The following is a 20,848-nucleotide window of genomic DNA, read 5'->3' on the forward strand; positions in this document are numbered from 1 at the left end:
AACAAGGACTGGTTGCGTGCTGGATTCGGGTCGAAATCCAGCGACGAGAGCAAGTACTGGGATGCCTTTCGTGCGCGTGGAGTTACCGAGAATGGATGCCCATATCAGACATTCGTCTCATCCCACACGACAGCCGATTCAACGACTTCGACGAAGCGCTCCGCATTGAATCCGTCGGGGTACATCGTCGTCCTGCTGTGTGACTGGTCTTGATCATGGGGTTCGGTGAATTCTGGCGATGCAGTCCGAAACTCAGAGAGGTCTTTCAGCAGGTGGCGATCATCGCGAAGGGCTATGAGCATTTCCTCGACCGACACCTTGAGAAAACCGGAGAAGCGCTGGTGATCGCTCTCGATGGACGTGTCGACGATCCACCCATGGTGATCCGTGATGCTCTGGCCGTCATTCAGGCCAATGGCCATGCGGAACTCGGCGGAGCTTTCGACTGCACGCAACACCGCTGCCATCTTGCGTTGCAACTGCAGGCCCGCCTTTCTCAACGTCGTTGTGGCGTGCACCCAGGCATCACGTTGTGATTGGCGAACGAAGGTCGATTTCACCTCCAGCACGAACAGGTGACCGTCTCGTGTTGCGATCACGTCCACTTCGCCAGGATCGTCGAGTGCCTCTTCGCGCGGGGGCTGCCAGTTGAGCAAGACCCGAAATCCACGAGATTCGAGCGCCTTGGCCAGGCTGGCTTCGATCCGTCGAGTCTCTTCCTGGACGTTGCCGCGCCGGGAGCCCAGCCGCCGCAGGTTGTTGATGGAAGCGGTGCTGTTGTTCTGCATACCGACAATCCAGGGCAACTGGACCAGGGTGGCGCCGAACTTCAGTACCGGGCGTTCAAACAGGTGGGGCTGGAGTCCTGGCTCGCTTTTTTGCAGCCTTTCAGCCAGGACTGCCATGTCGTAGGTCCAGAAGTCCAGGATCGCAGACGCCATCCTGGGACTTCCCTTAGGCTGGGATTCGTTGACCGTCCAACCGGTGATGTTGGTGATCTTCGCTTCGCGCCCCGACCAGGTGATGGGCAGGCGGTTCTGCATCCCGTTGAGGAAGCCGTCCATGGTCATCTTCTGGAGCGCAGAACGCCAGTCGCCGGTGGAGCCGAGTCGATCGGTAAAGGCCACGAGGAAATCGCGTTCGAAGAATGCCGACATGAGGTTGAGCGACAGCAGTGCTTGGAACACGTCGACAGACTCACCCAAGTCCGATGTCACTTCATCCGCAATACCGTAGACCTCTTGAAGTCGAAGCTTGGCTTGCAGGGCACGGAGCCAGGCCATTCGGTTGGCATCGGCGTTTTCTGGTCGTCCGATGTCCCATCGCCCTGGATCTTCTGCAACGTATTCGACAAACTCGTCTATTGCACGGTGAAACCAGTAGTCGTGCAAACGCCTGAGCTTGTGGCCGTCGTTCTTCCAGGCGGTCCGAGCTGCTGGATCAACCTCCATAATCTCCAGGCGATCTTCGTGCCGCACAAACCTGATGGAATCGTCGTAGCAGAAGGCATCCGCAGACCGACTGATGAACTCGTTCAGCTCGATCTGCGCATCCAGCAGCGCGTGGAACGCATGGAAAGCCTGTACTGCTTCGCTTTCACCGCCACGTTCTTCGTCGAACAGAATGGGGCGGAGATGTCGGGCGAGGGACAGACCAATGCTGGCATCGTTCAGCTTCAATGACGACTCATCGTCCGTCTCCAGCTTCCAAGCCAGTAAATCATTGATGGCATGCCAGGCAAGCTCGGTGCGGCTTTCGTCCCCTTGCCCGGCCTTCATGGCTGCGATGTCTTTACCCACCAGACATTCGAAGGCGTAGAGGCTCGCATAGAGCAGGAATTCGAAGGCCGATAGGTGGGTCAATCGATCCTTTTCGGCCTGCACTGCCGCCACTCGCAGCCGATGCGCCTGATCAAAGATGTCCAGCACGCGGCACAGCTCTCTGACTGGCGGGCAGCTTTCTCCCGCCAGCGTGAGTTCCGCTCGCCGGGGTGATTCCTGATTCAGGACCAGCCCAGAGTACTTGACCGCCCGGATCAGGGCATCGGGCGCGATTCGAGCGACCGCGTTGATCAGGCCTTCGACCGCAAGCTGCTTCTGACTGAGGTACCGGGCCAGGGCCAGCACCATGGGTTCGGTGGACCAGGCACTGGTGGGGCAGTCTTTCACCGTGCGACTTAACCAGAACTGGCTGTCGCGTTCCCTTCTGGTGAACTTGCGTTTCCCTTGTGTCGCAGGCTTCCCATCCAGATAGGCGCTTGCAGCCTGCTCGATGGCCGCTTCAAGGGAATGGCCGTGGCCCACGGCGCGTCTGGCCAGGTCGTCGTAGTAGTTGCGTTGTGTGGTGGTGTCGGACGCTTCCATGTGCCGATCATCCTAGGTCTCGGGCTGGTTTTTGAAGAGGAAGCGTTGGGCCGTGAGCGCTGGGGTGATTTTCTGGCTTGATGCGGTGAGGGCAGGGTACGTCTCTGGGCGAGGCGATGTGAATCGATGGGCCGTCTTGTCAGGTCGACAGGATGGATGTTTTTCTTGCGACAGTTGTCCTCCTGGGTCAACTGCGACGATTTTTTTATGCGGATAGGTGTTCCTGGCGTGAACCAAGCCCGGAGATCGTTTGTTCCAATCTCGCGTCGATTGCCTTCATTCGACGAAGTAAAGGAACATACTGCGGCATGCCTTCCGAAACCCATAGCCAGCGTGTCCTTGATCTGGCCGGTCAGAGGGGCCTCCTGCGCGCCAGTGACCTGGATGCCATCGGCGCACCACGGGTCGTCCTCACGCGGCTCAATGGCGCTGGGCTGCTGGAGCGGGTTGGACGTGGTCTCTATCGCCTGACAGATGCACAGGTGTCGGAGTTCGAGAGCCTCGGTGCAGTCGCTGCCAAGGTGCCACAGGCCGTGTTCTGCCTGTTCACTGCGCTGCAGTTCCATGAACTGACCACCCAGCTGCCGCGCCAGGTCTGGATCGCCATGCCACGCGGGAGCCACTCGCCCCGGATCGACTACCCGCCGATCAAGATGGTGCAGTTCACGGGTGAGGCCTTCTCCGCGGGGGTCGAAGAAGTGGAACGCGATGGCGTCAGGCTGCGGGTCTACGGCGTGGCTAAGACGGTAGCGGACAGTTTCAAGCACCGGAACAAGATCGGCCTGGACGTGGCTCTGGAGGCGCTCAAGGATGCGCGTTCGAGGAACAAAGCGTCGGTGGACGAGATATGGCGTTACGCCAAGGTCTGCCGTGTGGCCAACGTGATACGGCCTTACCTAGAAGGCATCGGATGAGTCGTCTCAGTGGTGGGCCGAATGGCTTCACCAATGCACCAGCGCACATTGCGTGCCTGGATCTCACATGGTCACTCAAACAGCGGCCTGTAGCCCATAGGCTTGCGCAATACGCGCCACCAGTTCGGCCACGCTGACCTTCCCGAGCTGAAGGACCTGCGGATCGATGGAGGTGTCCGCGACTACCTCGGCGAGAAACCGGGCGAGGTCCGACCCGATTTTGGGATCGAGTGGAATGCGGGTGGTGGGCGCCAGGAGTTGCGACAGGCGCAGCACGTCGTTGAGATGCTTGCGGATGTCTCTGGCATCGATGGCGGCGCCTTGGTCTTTGCGTGTCTTCAGATCCAGCCATGCGATGGCCTTCAGCGGAATCAGCCGGTCTTCTCCCACCCAGGACAGGCCTCCCATCTCACGTCGGCCAGCGAGGATGAATGCGTAGTAGGTTTCATCCAGCAAGATGGCAGAGAGACTGGACACCGCCTCATCCAGTGGGATCGGGGTGAGCTGGCTGCCCTCGGCGGGCGTCAAGCCATCGGGAGCCCGTGCAAACAGTTCGATCATGGCCGGGTAGCGTTCATCCGCGGGCTTCTGGAAGCGGTAGAACTTCGGCTTTCCGGTGTCGCTGACCTGCTGCAGCTGATAGCCCCCTGCATTCACAAACTGCCAGAACGCCTCGCCAAAAGACGGGGTCAGCACCTCCACATGCAGGACGATGTCCAGGTCCTTGGTCGCCCGAAACTGGAGCCCGGCGTCCTCCATCGTCAGGCTCGCGGCGGTCCCACCAATCAGCAGATACTGATCAGCGTACGCTGCAAATGTTTCCCGGAAGAGATCCAGCCCTTTCACCATGGGAGCTGCCCTTTCAAATCGTCGAGGGCCTGCAGGACGCGCTCATCGGTGCTGTCCTGCAGACTGAGGGTGAGCGACAGTGGATCGACGGTCTCCCGGCCTGGCACCAGCGCCGGGTCGTAGATCCAGAGCTCAAGCTCTTGTGCCGCATCGGATGGTTCCGGCGCCTCGCGGGCACCGGCTTTCAGGGCCTCCCGCCATTCTGCGAAGGTGGTGGCGTACACCGGTTGTCGTGGCTCCGTGAGCATGGAATCGCGTGCGAGTGCGCTCAGGCCAGCCAGCCGCCACTGGCGGCCTGCTGGCAAGGTATCGCTCACCACCCACAACGTCCGGCGCACAGGGCTGCGGAGCAAGGGTCTTGCCATTACCCAGATATCCTGTGGTGGCAACTCGCGGTGCAGATACTGCGAACGCCCCACCTTGCGCGTCGCGGCGAGGCCCGCCGCGTTCAGTTCCCTGACCGACCGAGACAAGGTCATGGGGGTGTAGCCCATGGGCGATGCCAGGCGGGCGGGATGCCAGTCGGTGGCCAGGGGTTCGTTCATCAACGCAGCGATGAGGATCGCCTGCGTAGATGGGCTCAGGGCAGTACCTGTGGTTGGCGCCCGCTGCCTGAAGTGTTCGCGAAGGTCCAGACCCAGGTCGGGCAGGTAGAGCTGGTTGCCTGGCACGATGAACGGAACCTTCTGCTCGATCAGGCGTTTTCGCTCGTACGACGCCAAGGCATCGGTCACGAACACAAGCGGCTGTTCTGCCCGCGCCCGCACCTTGTCCAACCGGGCACGGATGTCACCCAGCGCCTGTTTCTCGTTGGATGGCGTGATCGCCAGCACGACGGGACGGCCCAGCAGTTCAAGCTCGGAAAACTGGAACGCGTCTTGAAGGAAGTACGGCAGCCCGCCGGCTTGCGCCCAGGGCTTTTCCTTGGGCGTGGGAATACCCAACACCTCGTTGAGGTACTTCCGGGTGGCGGCTACAAGCGTCAACGCTCAGTCTTTCATAACAGAAAAGGTGAACGATAACATTAACGATGTTATCGTGCAATCATGTGTTAAATTGGTCCGGCTTTGGGATTTCGACCAGTCGCGCCGAAGCTCATGCGGACACCGCAGACGATGGAGCGCTCTGTCCCAGGATGTCATCAATCCGCTGCCCCAGCTTCTCCCAGGCCGCCTTCTTCTCGTCGGCGAACTCGTGGTGCAGGTAGTGGCGCCGCACCCGGCTGCCGGCCATCACGTGGTTCTGGCAGCGGTCAATGATGTCGAGCAGGATGCCCAGCGCCTGCATCATGGTGGCGCCGGTGCGCCGCATGTCGTGTGGTGTCCATTCGCGATGGCTGCCGCTCTTGAGCACCAGCGCGTTGTCGTTGGCCCGGCGTGACAGGTCCTTGCGGACCTTGAATTGGATCTGGCGGTCGCCCACCTGCTTGGACACGGTCTTGACGTCGATGTGGGTGTCTTGCTTGTGGTTGCGGGCCGGGAAGCAGTAGGGCGATGTTCCGGTGAGGGCATTGAGTGCCTGGAACTGGCGCAGCGAGAAGTCCGAGAGGTAGACCCGATGGCCCTGCTTCTTGCCCATCGGCCCCTTGACGTTCTCGACCGGGATGGTCCAGTAGCGCTCCACCAGGTCCACGTCTTCCCAGCGGGTCATCAGCAACTCGCCGATGCGGCACAGCGTGCCCAGGCAGATCCAGATCGCCAGCTGGGTCTCGCGCTTGAGCGGGCGCGGCACCTCGTACTTGTGACCGGCCGGGGTCTCTTCGTAGTCGGTCTCCATGCGCTCAAAGATCGCCTGCAGTTCCTGCAGCTCCCTGGCCGTCAGCACGCGGTCGCGCTCGTTGACCATGTCGAAGTCCTTGGAGACGATCTTGCGGATCTCGATCAGGTCGGCCGGGTTGCCTTCGATCAGCAGGCCGCGCCAGGGCTGGCGCTTTTCGGCCCAGGCGAACAGTTGCACCAGGTCCTGGTGCACGCGCACAGACATGCGGTTCACGCCACGGGCCACCATGGTTCGAAGGACCTTGCGCAGGTCGTGTTCGGTGATGCTCCGCACCGGCTTGTCGCCCAGCACGGGCAGCACGTCCTTTTCAAACGAGCGGCGCAGTTCGGCGTTGCCGTCCTTGCGAGCGACCCCATCGGCCAGCCAGGCGTCGAACATGTCCTTGAACGGTCTGTTCTGGCTGGCCTCGGCGGCCGCTTGCGCCAGGGTCGCCTCGACTGCGGCCTGGTTTTCGATGCGCTCGGCTTTCTTCTGGTCGTTGGGGTTGACGCCGGAGCGGACCAGATCACGCGCCTCGTCACGTTGCCGACGGATCTGTTCCATGGACAGGGCGGGCCAGGTGCCACAGTAGTGCCAGACCACTTTGCCGTTCCATTTGAAGGCGAACTTGAAGTGGATGGAGATGGTCTGGTCGCCGACGACCCGGACTTCGCCGGTCAGTCCGTCGCCGTCGCTCAGCATGTCGCCGCGCCATGCCAGGGGCACGGCCTTGAGCTCCAGAGCCGTCCACTTTTTGCCTTTTCCGGACTTCGGATATCGCGTCATACAGGTCCTGGGGGGTAAACCGGGGGGTAAACCGAAAAAACGCTGTCAGTGTATTTCGTGGGACGGCCTGGGATCAAGTATTCAATGTAACTATATGATTTTGAACGATTAATGTCGTCCCATAACGTCCCAGGAAATCCCGCAAGATTCCACGTATATTTCGATGGGGTGCAAGGGGTCGCGAGTTCGAATCCCGCCACGCCGACCATTTATTGAAAAGCCCGCAATCGAAAGATTGCGGGCTTTTTCGTTTCTGCCGGTCAGGCAATGTCGATGGAGTGAAAACCGAAGAGCCCTTGACGGCGGTCGGCGAAGTAGCGCTCCAGGGTTTCACGGACGGTGCGGAAGGCGATCTCATCCCAGGGGATCTGGTCTTCCGTGAACAGCCGGGCCTCGATGGTTTCCACGCCGGGGTCGAAGTGATCGTTCAGCAGTCGGGCCCGGTAGTACATGTGGACCTGACCCACCCGCGCGACGTTCATCAGCGTGAACAGTGGACCGAGTTCGATACTGGCGCCGGCTTCCTCGATGGTTTCGCGCTGTGCACCCTCGGCCGTGGTTTCACCCAACTCCATGAAGCCGGCTGGCAATGTCCACTTGCCTCGCCGCGGCTCGATGTTGCGCAGGCACAGCAGCACCTCGGCGCCGTCCTCGCCCCAGACCGGCACGGTGCCGACCACATTCAGCGGGTTCTCGTAGTGCACGGTAGCGCACGCGGTGCAGACCGCGCGGGGCTTGGTGTCCCCGTCGTCGGGAAGGCGGTAGACCACGGGTGCGCCGCATTGGCGGCAGTGCTGGATCGGACTGCGAAACATGTCGTGGAGTGTAGAGGCGGAACAAAAAGGGCTCCCTTGGGAGCCCTTGTAAAGCCGATGGTCGTCAGGCTTTCTTTGTGGTGGCTTTGCCGTGCTTCTCGATCAGAGCCCGGGCGGTGTCCAGCAACTGCTTGCCGTTAAAGCCGCGTTTGTCCATGTCCTGCATCCACTCAACCTCGACCAGCCGCGCCTTGCGTTTGAACTCCTGGGCCTCGGCCGCCGGGATGGTGTGGATGGTGTTGCCCTGCTTGACCGCCGCATCGCGGCCGGCGACGTCGCCACCTTGTTGCACCTTGCCCAGCCAGCCGGAGGTCTCGATGCCCGAGTTCTTGTCGATGATGGCCTTGAGGTCGGGCGGCAGCGAGGCGTACTTGGCCTTGTTCATCGCCATGATGAAGGTGGTGGTGTAGAGCGCGCCGCCCGCAGGGTCGAACTCGCTGTGGAACTTGGTGAGCTCGTGCACCTTGACCGAAGGCACCACCTCCCAGGGGATCACGCAGCCGTTGATCACACCCTTGGACAGCGCGTCGGGGATTTGCGGCAGCGGCATGCCCACCGGCGTGGCGCCCAGGTAGCCCAGCATCTTGGTGATCTGCCGGGTGGGGCCGCGCACCTTGGAGCCCTGCAGGTCAGCCGCGGTCTTCACCAGCTTGTCGCGCATGTGGAACATGCCGGGGCCATGCACCTGCAGTGCGATGGGGTGCACCTCCTTGAATTCATCCGCGGCGACGGTTTGCACATATTCCCAGTAGGCACGGGAAGTCGCTTCGGCGTTGTTCATCATGAAGGGCAGCTCGAACACCTCGATGCGCGGGAAGCGGCCCGGCGTGTTGCCCGGCAGGGTCCAAACGATGTCCACCACGCCGTCCTTGGCCTGGTCGTAGAGCTGCACCGGCGAGCCGCCCAGCTGCATCGCCGGGTAGGCCTCGAACTTGATGCGGCCATCGGAGTCCTTGGTGACCTTGTCCATCCAGGCCTTGTGCATGTTCAGCCACACGTTGGACTGAGGCGCCATGAAGGTGTGGAACTTGAGGGTCACGCTTTGCTGGGCAAGGCCGACGAGAGCGGGTGCGCCGAAGGCGACGGCGGCACCGGATTGCAGCAGGGTTCTGCGCTGGATCATGTTGTGGCTCCTATGGTTTCTGGAACAGCGGATCAGAGGCGTTCCATTCTAGGGAGCGGCCTCTGGGGGTTTACCCTTGCCGAATCACGCCACGTGCACCGTAATGCCCGTGAGCCCTTCGACACCGCCGCTCATGGTGTCGCCGCTGACCACGGCCGCCACACCTTCGGGCGTGCCGGTGTAGATCAGGTCGCCGGGCTGCAGTTCCCAGGCTGCGGAAAGGTGCTCGATGGTTTCCGCGATGTTCCAGATGAGCTTCGAGACGTTGCTGCGCTGACGGTCTGCGCCGTTGACCTGGACCCAGATCGCTGCGGTGGCGATGTCACCGGCCTCGGCAGCGGGGGTGATAGGGCCGATGGGCGCGGACTGGTCGAAGGCCTTGCCGATGCACCAGGGGCGGCCCTGCTTTTTCATGTCGTTCTGGAGATCCCTGCGGGTCATGTCCAGCCCCACGGCATAGCCGTAGATGTGGTTGATGGCATCGGTCGCCTTGATATCTCGTCCGCCACGGCCGATGGCGACGACCAGTTCGATCTCGTGGTGCAGGTTGCCGGTGAGCGACGGGTAGGGGATGGTGGCGGTCTGTCCGGCTTCGGCCACCACGATGGCGTCGGCCGGTTTGAGGAAGAAGAACGGTGGCTCTCGGCCAGTGAAGCCCATTTCCTTGGCGTGTTCTTCGTAGTTGCGGCCCACGCAGTAGATGCGGTGGACGGGAAAGCGGTCGGCGCGGCCCACCACGGGCACAGAGACGACGGCGGGCGGGGCGAAGGTGTAGCTCATCGGTGACCTTTCAGGGTTCTGGGTCAGTGTTGCGAGACAGGCAGGCGGACCACCAGGCCATCGAGCTCGGGCGTCAGCCGGACCTGGCAGCTCAGCCGGCTCCCGGCCTCGACCGGGCTGGCCGCGAAATCGAGCATGTCGGTTTCGTCGGCCACCGGTTTGGGCAGCTTCTCGGCCCAGGGGCTGTCGATCATGACGTGGCAGGTGGCGCAGGTGAGCACGCCGCCGCAGTCGGCTTCGATTCCGTGGACATCGGAATCGACGGCGGCTTTCATCAAGCTCTGGCCGGTGGCGGCGGTGATGGTTTTTTCGGTCTGGTCGGCGTGGACGAAACGGATGTGGATGGTGCTCATGTGAAAAAAGAAGTGGATCAGTAGCGGCTGAAGTATTCGCGCCGCTCGAAGTCGGTCTTGTCCTGGGCGTCGGCGTGGCGGTTGATTTCGGACTGCTTGATGCGGCAGAAGTGCTCGACCACCGCAGCGCCCAGTCCGTTCACCAGCGCCTCGTCGGACCGCAGGGCGGCCAGGGCATCGCCCAGGTTGTCCGGCAGGCGAGCGTGGCCGGTGGCGTAGGGATTGTCGGTGGCAGGCGGTGGTTCCAGGCCGCGCAGCAGACCGTCCAGCCCGGCATGGATCTGGGATGCTATGTAGAGGTAGGGGTTGGCTGCGGGCTCGCCGATGCGGTTTTCAATCCGGGTGGCGGGGTCGCCCGCGGCGCCCACCACGCGCAACATCGCGCCGCGGTTGTCCTGGCCCCAGAGAATGTGCTGCGGCGCCAGGGCGTTGGGGCGAAAACGGCCAAATCCGTTGATGGTAGGGGTACACAGCGCGGTCATGCCCGGTGCATGCGCCAGCAGGCCAGCCAGCCAGTGGGCGCCGGCGTCCGAAAGGGTGTGGCGGGCGTCGCGCACCGTGCTGCCCTCGGCGGGCACTGTGCGCTCGTAACCGTTGCGGCCGCTGTCGCGCTCCACCAGCGACTGGTGCAGGTGCCAGCCGCTGGACATGATGTGGGGGAAGGGCGGGCGGCACATGAAGGTGGCCAGGTAGCCGGCGCGGCGCAGTGCCTGTCGCACGCCGTTGCGGAACAGCACCATCTGGTCGGCGGCGGTCAGCGCGTCGGTGGCGTCGAAGACTGCCTCGACCTGGCTCGGGCCCAGCTCGATCTCCAGCGACTGCAGCGGCAGACCCAGTGCCTGGGCGGTCTGCATCACGATGCGCAGCGGCTCGTCGGCCATGTCCATCATGGCCTCGGCCTGCAGGTTGTAGCCGGGGTGGATCATCTGGACCGTCGGTGGCAATCCGGGCCAGCCTGCGAGTTCGGGATCGAGCTGAGGTGCTTCGTCGGTGATACGGTAGATGTGAAATTCGACCTCCAGGCCGGTCTTGAGGCCGAAGCCGGCCATCGAAAGCCTGGACAGGGCCTGCTGCAAGACGTGCCGGCTGTCCAGCGTCACCGGCGTTCCGTTGCCGTACCAGGGCTGGCAGCGCAACCAGCCCGTGCCCGCGCTCCAGGGCAGCAGGGTGAAGCTTTCGGGGTCGGGCAGCAGCATCAGGTTGGAGGCGCCGGCGAACCCGGTCAGGCCTTCGGTACCCCCAGCCTCGAACACCTTCCAGGCGGTGTGGTCCGAGGTGTCCTTGAGCATCATGGTGCCGACCATGCCGACGCCGTCGCGCAGGGCCCTGACCGCGGCGTGCGTCATCAGGGTCTTGCCGCGCAACTGTCCGTGCACATCGCACCAGCCCATGCGCACGCGCTGGACGCCGCTGGACTCGATCAGCTCGGCGGCGCGCAGGCAGGCCGCTTCCCGGTGGGTGTCGTGCAGGCCGCAGCGTTCGACGAGCGACGTCATTTGGCGCCAGCCAGCAGCGTCTGTGCCGGTTCGACTGCGCTTGACCACGGCGCACCCTCGCGCTTGTCGCGCACCGCGCGTTGCCACCAGTCCTGCCAGCCCTGGGCAGGTGCGATGCCGTCGACCGTGTCGGGCCCGGTGATGCCAGCGGCCTGGGCCGCATCGCCGATGCCTGGCGCCGTACCGCCCTGCGCCACGGTGTTCATGGCCTGCAGCAGCAGGCGGCGGTGGGCCATGATGACCTTGTCGGTGGTGCCCAGGTGTTCGCGCGTGCGGTCCTGGATGGCGCCCATGCTTTCGCAGGCCCACTGGTCGTGCACGTTGATGTCGTCCTCTCCCATGCCCAGGAAGGTGCGGGTCCGCTGCTCTTCAGGGTTGAAGCCCCACTGGTTCCAGCGCCCGGCCTTGGGGATGTAGTCGGGCAGTGTCACCGCCTTGAGCCGCTGCTGGCGCATGGTGGCCTTGTCGACCGGCGCATCGAAGCTGGTGAAGAAGGCGTACCAGTAGTTGCGGGTGTCGTCCACCGGCACATGCATCTGTGTGATCGTCATGGTTTCCGACAGCGGGATCACGAAGGTCTGCGGGAACACGTCGTTGGTGACCCGCACGTGGGTCAGCGCTTCGTTCAGCGGGCGCAGCGCGGTCAGCTGCAGGCCCCAGGGCTGCTGGGTGAAGCTGATCTCGGGCCGGTCGAACTCGCGCATCACCCGTGTCATCGGCCAGCGCTCGCCACCGATGTCGCCTGCGCTCGCGCCGCGGAACTGCTTGCCGTAGCTGCCTTCCAGCGGGGCATCGTTGAAGAAGCGGTGCAGGTAGGAGGCGTGGGCCGGATCGATGCCGACCTCGAACGCCTGCAGCCAGTTGCAGTGCCACAGGCCCTTGAAGACGAAGCTGTGCGAGGCAGGCGCAACGAAACAGTCCAACGCGGGGAATGGTGGCGGCGTCTGTCCCTCAGGGCCGAGCCAGGCGAACAGCGCACCCGCTTTTTCCACCAGCGGGTAGCTGCGCTGCCGGATGCGCTGGCAGAGTGTGCTGCCCGCGGGTTCGGCGGGCGTTTCGGTGCACTGGCCGCTCACGTCGAATTTCCAGCCGTGGAAAGGGCAGCGCAGGCCGTCGCCCTCGTTGCGGCCGTAGGCCAGGTCGGCGCCACGGTGCGGGCAGTCGCGGTCCAGCAGGCCGAAGCGCCCCTGGGTGTCCTTGAACAGCACGAAGTCCTGCCCCAGCAGCCGCACCGCCTTGACCGGACGGATCGCCATCGGCGGGGCCTGCGACGGGTCGAACTCGTCCAGCATGGCCACCGGCTGCCAGTAACGCCGCAACAACTCGCCGCCTGGGGTGCCGGGGCCGACCTGGGTCAGGCGCTGGTTCTGTTCTGCTTTCATGGGCGCGTCTCCTGCGTGGGGTGGCAAAACATTAACCGATTTCCGTGGCCGCGAAGCAGTCCGGGGCGGTGTATCGTGGAGCCATGGCGACACCTGAAACGACCATACCTTGCCCAAGTGCCGGCCTGACCCTGCGCCGCGTGGCCATCGACACCTGGCGCGAGAACGTGGCCTACCTGCACCGCGACTGCGCGGTGGTGCGGGCCGAGGGCTTTCAGGCCCTGTCCAAGGTCGAGGTGCGCGCCAACGGTCGCAGCATCCTGGCCACTCTCAACGTGGTCGACGACCCGGCGCTGGTGGGCTGCCAGCAGATCGGCGTGTCCGAGGACGCGTTTGCGCAGCTGGAGGTGCCCGAAGGCCACCCGGCGTCGGTGACACAGGCAGAACCGCCCGCGTCGATACCGGCGCTGTTTCGCAAGATCAACGGCGAGCGGCTCAGCCGCGACGACTTCCACGCCATCGTCGGAGACATCGCCCACCACCGCTACTCCAAGATCGAGCTCACCGCCTTTGTCGTGGCCTGCAACCGCAGCGAGCTGGACCGCGAAGAGGTCTCGTTCCTGACCGAGGCCATGGTGGCCAGCGGCCGGCGGCTGGACTGGCATGAGCCGCTGGTGGTGGACAAGCATTGCATCGGCGGCATCCCGGGCAACCGGACCTCGATGCTGGTGGTGCCCATCGTCGCGGCCTACGGCCTGGTGTTCCCAAAGACCTCCTCGCGCGCCATCACCTCGCCGGCCGGCACCGCCGACACCATGGAGGTGCTGGCCAATGTGGAGCTGCCGTTCGACCGGCTGACCGACATCGTGCGCGACCACCGGGGCTGCCTGGCCTGGGGCGGCACCGCCGACCTGTCGCCGGCCGACGATGTGCTGATCTCGGTCGAGCGGCCGCTGGCGCTGGATTCCCCGGGGCAGATGGTGGCCTCCATCCTGTCCAAGAAGATGGCGGCGGGTGCGACGCACCTGGTGCTGGATATTCCCATCGGTCCCACCGCGAAGGTGCGGTCGATGCCCGAGGCGCAGAAGCTGCGCCGCCTGTTCGAATACGTGGCGCAGCGCCTGCACCTCTCGCTGGACGTGGTCATCACCGACGGCCGGCAACCCGTGGGCCGTGGCATCGGGCCGGCACTGGAGGCGCGCGACGTGATGCGCGTGCTGGAAAACGACCCCGAGGCACCCGACGACCTGCGCCAGAAGTCGCTGCGGCTGGCCGGCCGGCTGATCGAATGCAGCCCGGACGTGCGCGGCGGCCAGGGCTATGCCATCGCGCGCGACATCCTGGAGTCGGGCCGGGCGCTCAGCCGCATGCAGGCCATCATTGCGGCGCAGGGCTCGCATGGCTTTGACCACCACCATCCGGCGCTTGGGGCGCTGACGCAGGAGGTTCCGGCGGCGTCCGATGGCGTGGTGATTGGCATCGACAACCTGCAGATCGCCCAGATCGCACGCCTGGCCGGCGCGCCCAAGGTCAAAGGCGCGGGTGTGGATCTGATGTGCAGGCTCGGCGACACGGTGCGTGGAGGGCAGGTGCTCTACCGCATCCATGCTGACTATCCGTCCGACCTGCAGTTCGCGCGCCACGCAGTGGAACGGCACTGCGGCGTCTCGCTGGGCACAGCCGCCCAGATCCCCCAGGTTTTCGTGGAGTCTTGATGTCTTCTCCTGTGCTGTCGGGAGCCTTGCTGTGTTTCGACGATGAACAAGCGGTCGCGCAGGTCTGTGCCGATCTGACCGGGTTGAAGCTCTCGATCGTGGACCGCCACCGGTTCCCCGATGGCGAGGTGCGTGTGCGGCTGCCCGAGGCACTGCCCGCGCGCGTGGTGATCTGGCGCGGCCTGCACCAGCCCAACGACAAGCTGGTGGAGCTGTTGCTGGTGGCGTGCACGGCGCGCGAACTCGGTGCGCGGCACCTGACCCTGGTCGTGCCCTATCTGGCGTACATGCGGCAGGACATTGCGTTCAACCCCGGCGAGGCGGTGAGCCAGCGCATCGTCGGCGCTTTCCTTTCCGACCTGTTCGATGCCGTGGTCACGGTCGACCCGCATCTGCACCGTGTGGCGACGCTGCAGGAAGCGATTCCGGTGCGCGATGCGGTCGTGCTCAGCGGTGCGCCGCTGCTGTCCGACCACATTGCCAGCCAGTGCGCTGCCGATGTGCTGCTGATCGGTCCCGACGAAGAGTCCCTGCAGTGGGTGGCGCAGGCCGCCAACCGGCACGGTTGGGCGCATGGCGTGTGCCGCAAGACCCGCCACGGCGACCGCCATGTCGACATCGAGTTGCCGTCCTTGCCGGTACGGGGGCGTCCGGTGGTGCTGATGGACGATGTGGCTAGCTCGGGCCACACGCTTGCGCGGGCCGCCGAGCTGCTGCGGGCGGCCGGAGCGGCGTCGGTCGACGTCGCCGTGACCCACGCGCTGTTCGCAGATGGCGCCGTGGCGCTGATCCGAGAAGCGGGCGTGAACCGCATCTGGAGTACCGACTGCATCCCCCACGACAGCAATGCCGTGAGCATCGTTCCGGCCGTGGCCGCACAGCTGCGCGGCCTCTGACATCCCCTTATGCTTGCGCCATGAAGCTCTACAACTACTTCCGCTCCTCCGCGTCCTTCCGCGTGCGCATCGCGCTGGCGCTCAAGGGCATCGCCTACGACTACGTGCCGGTGCATCTCGCCAAGGGCGAACACAAGAAGTCTGCTTATGCCGACATCGCCGCCGACGGACTGGTGCCGCTGCTGGAACTGGACGATGGCACGCGCCTGTCTCAGTCCATGGCCATCATCGAGTACCTCGATGAGACCCATCCCGAGCCGGCGCTGGTGCCGGGCGATGCCATCGGCCGCGCCCGTGTGCGCGCGCTGGCGCAGTCGATCGCCTGCGAGATCCACCCGATCAACAACCTGCGTGTGCTCAAGTACCTCTCGGGCACGCTCAAGGTCGACGAAGAGACGAAGAACACTTGGTACCGCCACTGGGTGCGCACCGGGCTGGAGGCTTTCGAGCGCCAGCTGAACCAGCTGCCCGCAAGCCGTTACTGCTATGGCGATACCCCCACCCTGGCCGACTGTTGCCTCGTGCCGCAGATTTTCAACGGGCAGCGCTTCAACACGCCGATGGACGGCCTGCCGCGCACCATGGCAGCCTTTGAAGCCTGCATGGCCCTGCCGGCGTTCCAGCAGGCGCAGCCCTCGGCCTGCCCGGACAACGAGGCCTGATGCCGTTCCCTTCCGATTGGCTGGTGCCCGACTGGCCCGTACCCGCGGGTGTCCGCTCAGTGTTCACCTCCCGTGCCGGCGGTGCCTCGGCGCCGCCCTTCGACAGTTTCAATCTTGGTGAGCACGTGCGGGACGAGCCGGTGGCGGTGCTCATCAACCGCCGGCGCCTGAGGGACGCCTGCGGCGCGCGCCCGGTGTTCCTGTCGCAGGTCCATGGCGTGGAGGTTGTGTCCCTCGATGGCGACACCGCAGACGGTACCGAGGCCGATGCGTGCCTGACGGCGCGCACCGGCGTGGTCTGCACCGTGATGGTGGCCGACTGCCTGCCCGTGCTCTGGTGCTTGCCCGACGGAACGGCGGTGGCTGCGTCTCACGCCGGCTGGCGTGGACTCGCTGGACAGGATGGCCACGGCATCCTGGAGACCACCTTTCAGGCCTTGATGACCTTGTCCGCAACGGCGCCGGCGCCGATGGTGTGGCTGGGTCCCTGCATCGGTCCCAAAGCCTTTGAGGTCGGGGCAGACGTGCGCGATGCGTTCGTGTCGGTCGATGCCGACGCCGCGCGGTGTTTTGATGCGTTACCGGCTCAAGGCAAGTATCTGGCCGACCTGCCGGCGCTGGCGCGCCGACGGCTGGGCGCGATGGGGGTGACGAAGATCTTCGGCAACAACAGCAGCGATGCCTGGTGCACCGTCACGCAATCGTCACGTTTCTTTTCCCACCGCCGGGACGCCGCCCGGCTCGGCAGCACCGGCCGCATGGCCGCCTGCATCTGGAAGGTTTGAGGCCGCTTGTTGGCGCAGTGCTTCCTCGGCCGCCTCGCGCTCCCGGATGGCCTTTCGCCGTTGCGGCGTGAGCATCAGGAAAACCACCAATGAGAGCGGCACTAAACCGTAAAGAAAAAAGGTCACAATGGCTCCAAGAACAGAGCCGTTTGTGCCAGTGGCCTCGGCCACCGACATCATCAGCACCACGTAAAGCCAAGCGATCACAACCAGATACATAGCGACCTGCGACCGGGAAGTTTGTTGTCAGTTTGTTGGAAGTGAGCAGACAGACACTAGGGAAAACCCGGCCTCAAGCCCAAGAGGACTTGATAATAAGCCGCAGGACAAACATCGGAGACTTGCATGACATCTGGTAAGACACCGCAGCCCGACTGGCTGCAGGCGGCCGAGCAGTTCCAGAACCAGCTCATCCAGCAGTGGACCCAGGCCGCACAGGCCTTCCCCGGGGCGACGCAGGCACCCACCTCTTCCCCTGATCCCTTTGCGGCCTTCAAAGCGTTCATGCCGCAAACCGGTGCTGCTCATCCGTTTGGCATGCCTATGCCGCAGCCCGGCATGGGTGACCTGCTGGCCCATGCGACGGGACACAAGGTCAGTTTCGATCCGGCCAAGCTGATCGAGATCCAGAACCAGTACCTCAAGGATGTGGCCGGTCTGTGGAACCAGGGGCCGGCGGTCCAGCCTAAAGGGGACCGGCGCTTCGCGGACGAGTCCTGGGGGAGCAATCCAGTGGCCGCCTACACGGCCGCGGTGTACCTGCTCAACGCCCGCACGCTGATGGCTCTGGCCGATGCGGTGGAGGGCGATGCCAAGACCCGCACGCGGGTGCGCTTTGCGGTCCAGCAGTGGATCGACGCCAGCGCGCCGAGCAACTTCCTGGCCTTCAACGCAGAGGCGCAGAAGAAGGCCATCGAAACCCAGGGTGAGAGCATTGCCAAGGGCGTGGCGAACCTGCTGCACGACATCAAGCAGGGCCATGTGTCGATGACCGACGAGAGCGTATTCGAGGTGGGCAAGAACGTGGCCACCACCGAAGGCGCGGTGGTGTTCGAGAACGAGCTGTTCCAGCTCATCGAATACAAACCGCTGACGGCCAAGGTCTATGAACGTCCGTTCCTGCTGGTGCCGCCCTGCATCAACAAGTTCTACATCCTCGACCTGCAGCCGACCAACTCGTTCATTCGCTACTGCGTCGAGCAAGGCAACCGCACCTTCGTGGTGAGCTGGCGCAACCCCGATGCCTCGCTGGGCCAGAAGACCTGGGACAACTACATCGAAGACGCCGTCATCAAGGCGATCACCACCACGCAGGACATCACGGGCGCAGAGCGGATCAACGCGCTGGGTTTCTGTGTGGGGGGCACCATGCTCAGCAACGCGCTGGCCGTGTTGGCCGCGCGCGGCGAGGAGCGGGTGCACAGCGCCACCTTCCTGACCACGCTGGTGGACTTCACCGACACCGGCATCCTGGACGTGTTCATCGACGAGGCCTTCGTCAAGATGCGCGAGATGCAGTTCGCGCAAGGCGGGCTGATGCCCGGCCGCGACCTGGCCACCACCTTCAGCTTCCTGCGGCCCAACGACCTGGTCTGGAACTATGTAGTCGGCAACTACCTCAAGGGCGAATCGCCGCCGCCGTTCGACCTGCTGTACTGGAACTCCGACGCGACCAACCTGCCTGGCCCGTACTACGCCTGGTACCTGCGCAACATGTACCTGGAGAACAACCTCGTCAAGCCTGGCAAGACCACGGTCTGCGGCCAGAAGGTGGACTTCCGCAAGGTCAAGCTGCCGGTCTACATCTACGGCTCGCGCGAAGACCACATTGTCCCGATCGGCGGCGCCTATGCCAGCACGCAGGTGTTCCCGGGCAAGAAGCGTTTTGTCATGGGCGCCTCGGGCCACATCGCCGGTGTGATCAACCCGCCGGCCGCCGGCAAACGCAGCCACTGGACCGGACCGGCCGGCCAGTTCCCGGCCGATGTGAATGAGTGGATCGACAGCGCCACCGAACACAAGGGCAGCTGGTGGACCGACTGGGCCGCCTGGCTCAAACCCCTGGCCGGCAAGCAAATTGCTGCCCCAAAAACCTATGGCAAAGGCAAGGCGTACGTCGCCATCGAACCTGCGCCGGGTCGCTATGTGAAGGCCAAGGCCTGAACGTTCTGACCGTTTGCGCTCAAGGCTGAACGCAAGCTCCCATCTTTGCTGCACCCACCTCTCAAGGAGAACCACATGGAAGACATCGTCATCGTTTCTGCCGCCCGCACCGCCGTCGGCAAGTTTGGCGGATCGCTCGCCAAGACGCCGGCCACAGAACTCGGCAGCATCGTCATCAAGGGGCTGCTGGCACGCACCGGCCTGCCCGCCGATGCCATTGGCGAAGTCATCATGGGCCAGGTGCTCGCCGCCGGTTGCGGCCAGAACCCGGCGCGCCAGGCGATGATGAAGGCCGGCTTGGCCAAGGAAACCCCGGCCTTGACCATCAACGCCGTCTGCGGTTCGGGCCTCAAGGCCGTGATGCTGGCCGCTCAGGCCGTGGCCTGGGGCGACAGCGAGATCGTGATCGCCGGTGGCCAGGAAAACATGAGTGCCAGCCCGCACGTGCTCAACGGCAGCCGCGACGGCCAGCGCATGGGCGACTGGAAGATGACCGACACCATGATCGTCGACGGCCTGTGGGACGTCTACAACCAGTACCACATGGGCATCACCGCCGAGAACGTGGCCAAGGCCCACGGCATCACCCGCGAGATGCAGGATGCGCTGGCGCTGGGCAGCCAGCAGAAGGCTTCGGCCGCACAGGATGCCGGCAAGTTCAAGGGAGAAATTGTCGATGTGCTGATCCCTCAGCGCAAGGGCGATCCGCTGGTGTTCAACACCGACGAGTTCATCAACAAGAAGACCAACGCCGAAGCGCTGGCCGGTCTGCGCCCGGCCTTCGACAAGGCCGGCTCGGTGACCGCCGGCAACGCGTCGGGCATCAACGACGGCGCCGCCGCCGTGATGGTGATGAGCGCCAAGAAGGCCGCGGCCCTGGGCCTGACCCCGCTGGCCCGCATCGCCGCCTTCGGCACCAGCGGTCTGGACCCCGCCACCATGGGCATGGGCCCCGTGCCCGCGTCGCAGAAGGCCCTGGCCCGCGCCGGCTGGAAGGCGTCTGACGTCGACCTGTTCGAACTCAATGAGGCCTTCGCCGCACAGGCCTGCGCCGTCAACAAGGCGCTGGAGATCGACCCGGCCAAGGTCAACGTCAACGGTGGCGCCATCGCCATCGGTCACCCCATCGGCGCGTCCGGCTGCCGCATCCTGGTGACGCTGCTGCACGAAATGCAGCGCAGCGGCGCGAAGAAGGGCCTGGCCGCGCTGTGCATCGGTGGCGGCATGGGCGTCTCCCTTGCTGTTGAACGCGCCTGATACCCACCACTTTTTTCGCCACACGGCACCACCTAGAGGAGCACACACATGAGTCAAAAAGTCGCATACGTCACTGGCGGCATGGGCGGCATCGGCACCGCGATCTGCCAGCGCCTGCACAAGGACGGCTTCAAGGTCATCGCCGGCTGCGGCCCCACCCGCGATTTCAACAAGTGGCTGGACGAGCAGAAGGCGCTGGGTTACACCTTCTACGCCTCGGTCGGCAACGTGGGTGACTGGGATTCCACCGTAGAAGCCTTCACCAAGGCCAAGGCCGAACACGGCAGCATCGACGTGCTGGTCAACAACGCTGGCATCACCAAGGATCGTATGTTCCTGAAGATGTCCAAGGAGGACTGGGACGCAGTGATGAACACCAACCTCGACTCCATGTTCAACGTGACCAAACAGGTCGTGCCGGACATGGTGGAAAAGGGCTGGGGCCGCATCATCAACATCTCGTCGGTCAACGGCGAGAAGGGCCAGGCTGGTCAGACCAACTACTCGGCCGCCAAGGCCGGCATGCACGGCTTCTCGATGGCGCTGGCCCAGGAACTGGCCACCAAGGGGGTGACGGTCAACACCGTGAGCCCGGGCTACATCGGCACCGACATGGTCAAGGCCATCCGCCCTGACGTGCTGGAGAAGATCGTCGCCACGGTGCCGGTCAAGCGCCTGGGTGAACCATCGGAGATTGCCTCCATCATTGCCTGGCTGGCCAGCGAAGAGGGCGGTTACGCCACCGGCGCGGACTTCTCGGTCAACGGTGGTCTGCACATGGGTTGACCTCGCGTCGACATTGCAAGGAACC

The 20,848-nt window shown here is 64.2% G+C and carries 19 protein-coding genes; 8 read left to right on the top strand and 11 right to left on the bottom strand.

Going from position 1 to position 20,848, the window contains the following annotated elements:
- Positions 1-104: 104 nt before the first annotated feature.
- Complete coding sequence (locus ACFOPI_RS19715) at positions 105-2,363, bottom strand: hypothetical protein (RefSeq protein ID WP_382177709.1); 2,259 nt, start codon at positions 2,361-2,363, stop codon at positions 105-107.
- A gap of 308 nt (positions 2,364-2,671) precedes the next feature.
- Between ACFOPI_RS19715 and ACFOPI_RS19720 the strand changes: the two genes are divergently transcribed.
- Entirely contained in the window at positions 2,672-3,277 is a 606-nt protein-coding gene (locus ACFOPI_RS19720) for a type IV toxin-antitoxin system AbiEi family antitoxin domain-containing protein (protein ID WP_382177712.1), read from the top strand.
- A 75-nt stretch (positions 3,278-3,352) separates the two neighbouring features.
- On the opposite strand, the gene ACFOPI_RS19725 is transcribed toward ACFOPI_RS19720, so the two are convergent.
- The 9 genes from ACFOPI_RS19725 to ACFOPI_RS19765 all read right to left on the bottom strand — a co-directional run bounded on the left by ACFOPI_RS19725 (position 3,353) and on the right by ACFOPI_RS19765 (position 12,619).
- Positions 3,353-4,126, bottom strand: a complete 774-nt coding sequence (locus ACFOPI_RS19725; RefSeq protein WP_382177715.1) for a hypothetical protein — start codon at positions 4,124-4,126, stop codon at positions 3,353-3,355.
- Positions 4,120-5,112, bottom strand: a complete 993-nt coding sequence (locus ACFOPI_RS19730) for a hypothetical protein (RefSeq protein WP_382177718.1) — start codon at positions 5,110-5,112, stop codon at positions 4,120-4,122. Before ACFOPI_RS19730 ends, ACFOPI_RS19725 begins: the two co-directional genes overlap by 7 nt.
- A gap of 109 nt (positions 5,113-5,221) precedes the next feature.
- On the bottom strand, positions 5,222-6,670 hold the full coding sequence (locus tag ACFOPI_RS19735) for a tyrosine-type recombinase/integrase (protein WP_382177721.1): 1,449 nt from the start codon (positions 6,668-6,670) through the stop codon (positions 5,222-5,224).
- Positions 6,671-6,930: 260 nt separating this feature from the next.
- Entirely contained in the window at positions 6,931-7,485 is a 555-nt protein-coding gene (locus ACFOPI_RS19740; protein WP_382177724.1) for an NUDIX hydrolase, read from the bottom strand.
- 64 nt (positions 7,486-7,549) lie between these two features.
- Positions 7,550-8,608: a TRAP transporter substrate-binding protein gene (locus ACFOPI_RS19745; RefSeq protein WP_382177727.1), complete on the bottom strand. Its 1,059-nt coding sequence runs from the start codon at positions 8,606-8,608 to the stop codon at positions 7,550-7,552.
- Between the two features lie 84 nt (positions 8,609-8,692).
- Positions 8,693-9,388 carry a fumarylacetoacetate hydrolase family protein gene (locus ACFOPI_RS19750; RefSeq protein WP_382177730.1) on the bottom strand — a complete coding sequence of 232 codons (696 nt, stop codon included), beginning with the start codon at positions 9,386-9,388 and terminating at the stop codon, positions 8,693-8,695.
- Between the two features lie 23 nt (positions 9,389-9,411).
- Positions 9,412-9,741, bottom strand: a complete 330-nt coding sequence (locus tag ACFOPI_RS19755; RefSeq protein WP_066259801.1) for a 2Fe-2S iron-sulfur cluster-binding protein — start codon at positions 9,739-9,741, stop codon at positions 9,412-9,414.
- 17 nt (positions 9,742-9,758) lie between these two features.
- On the bottom strand, positions 9,759-11,237 hold the full coding sequence (locus tag ACFOPI_RS19760) for a glutamine synthetase family protein (protein ID WP_382177734.1): 1,479 nt from the start codon (positions 11,235-11,237) through the stop codon (positions 9,759-9,761).
- On the bottom strand, positions 11,234-12,619 hold the full coding sequence (locus ACFOPI_RS19765; protein ID WP_382177737.1) for a Rieske 2Fe-2S domain-containing protein: 1,386 nt from the start codon (positions 12,617-12,619) through the stop codon (positions 11,234-11,236). Before ACFOPI_RS19765 ends, ACFOPI_RS19760 begins: the two co-directional genes overlap by 4 nt.
- An 83-nt stretch (positions 12,620-12,702) precedes the next feature.
- Here ACFOPI_RS19765 and ACFOPI_RS19770 point away from each other — a divergent pair, with 83 nt between their 5' ends.
- Genes ACFOPI_RS19770 through pgeF form a run of 4 tightly spaced genes read left to right on the top strand, consistent with a single transcriptional unit; the run spans position 12,703 to position 16,617 of the window.
- Positions 12,703-14,274 carry a thymidine phosphorylase family protein gene (locus ACFOPI_RS19770; protein ID WP_382177740.1) on the top strand — a complete coding sequence of 524 codons (1,572 nt, stop codon included), beginning with the start codon at positions 12,703-12,705 and terminating at the stop codon, positions 14,272-14,274.
- Positions 14,274-15,170, top strand: a complete 897-nt coding sequence (locus ACFOPI_RS19775) for a ribose-phosphate diphosphokinase (protein WP_382177743.1) — start codon at positions 14,274-14,276, stop codon at positions 15,168-15,170. The genes ACFOPI_RS19770 and ACFOPI_RS19775 overlap by 1 nt, the downstream gene beginning before the upstream one ends.
- A gap of 20 nt (positions 15,171-15,190) precedes the next feature.
- Positions 15,191-15,832 (top strand): maleylacetoacetate isomerase, encoded by a 642-nt coding sequence (maiA, locus tag ACFOPI_RS19780; protein ID WP_382177746.1) that lies wholly within the window; start codon positions 15,191-15,193, stop codon positions 15,830-15,832.
- Positions 15,832-16,617, top strand: a complete 786-nt coding sequence (gene pgeF / locus ACFOPI_RS19785; RefSeq protein WP_382177749.1) for a peptidoglycan editing factor PgeF — start codon at positions 15,832-15,834, stop codon at positions 16,615-16,617. Before maiA ends, pgeF begins: the two co-directional genes overlap by 1 nt.
- Here the strand turns inward: pgeF and ACFOPI_RS19790 are convergent.
- The gene (locus ACFOPI_RS19790) at positions 16,537-16,836 is read right to left on the bottom strand and encodes a hypothetical protein (RefSeq protein ID WP_382177752.1); all 300 of its coding nucleotides are present in this window, start codon (positions 16,834-16,836) and stop codon (positions 16,537-16,539) included. The two genes, pgeF and ACFOPI_RS19790, sit on opposite strands and share 81 nt — an antisense overlap.
- 126 nt (positions 16,837-16,962) lie before the next feature.
- Here ACFOPI_RS19790 and phaC point away from each other — a divergent pair, with 126 nt between their 5' ends.
- The 3 genes from phaC to phbB all read left to right on the top strand — a co-directional run bounded on the left by phaC (position 16,963) and on the right by phbB (position 20,823).
- Positions 16,963-18,780: a class I poly(R)-hydroxyalkanoic acid synthase gene (phaC, locus tag ACFOPI_RS19795; RefSeq protein ID WP_382177755.1), complete on the top strand. Its 1,818-nt coding sequence runs from the start codon at positions 16,963-16,965 to the stop codon at positions 18,778-18,780.
- Between the two features lie 75 nt (positions 18,781-18,855).
- On the top strand, positions 18,856-20,037 hold the full coding sequence (locus ACFOPI_RS19800; protein ID WP_382177758.1) for an acetyl-CoA C-acetyltransferase: 1,182 nt from the start codon (positions 18,856-18,858) through the stop codon (positions 20,035-20,037).
- A 48-nt stretch (positions 20,038-20,085) separates the two neighbouring features.
- Positions 20,086-20,823 (top strand): acetoacetyl-CoA reductase, encoded by a 738-nt coding sequence (gene phbB / locus ACFOPI_RS19805; RefSeq protein WP_066151438.1) that lies wholly within the window; start codon positions 20,086-20,088, stop codon positions 20,821-20,823.
- Positions 20,824-20,848 lie beyond the last annotated feature (25 nt).

Source organism: Hydrogenophaga luteola (assembly GCF_042648585.1).
Lineage (GTDB): Bacteria > Pseudomonadota > Gammaproteobacteria > Burkholderiales > Burkholderiaceae_C > Hydrogenophaga > Hydrogenophaga luteola.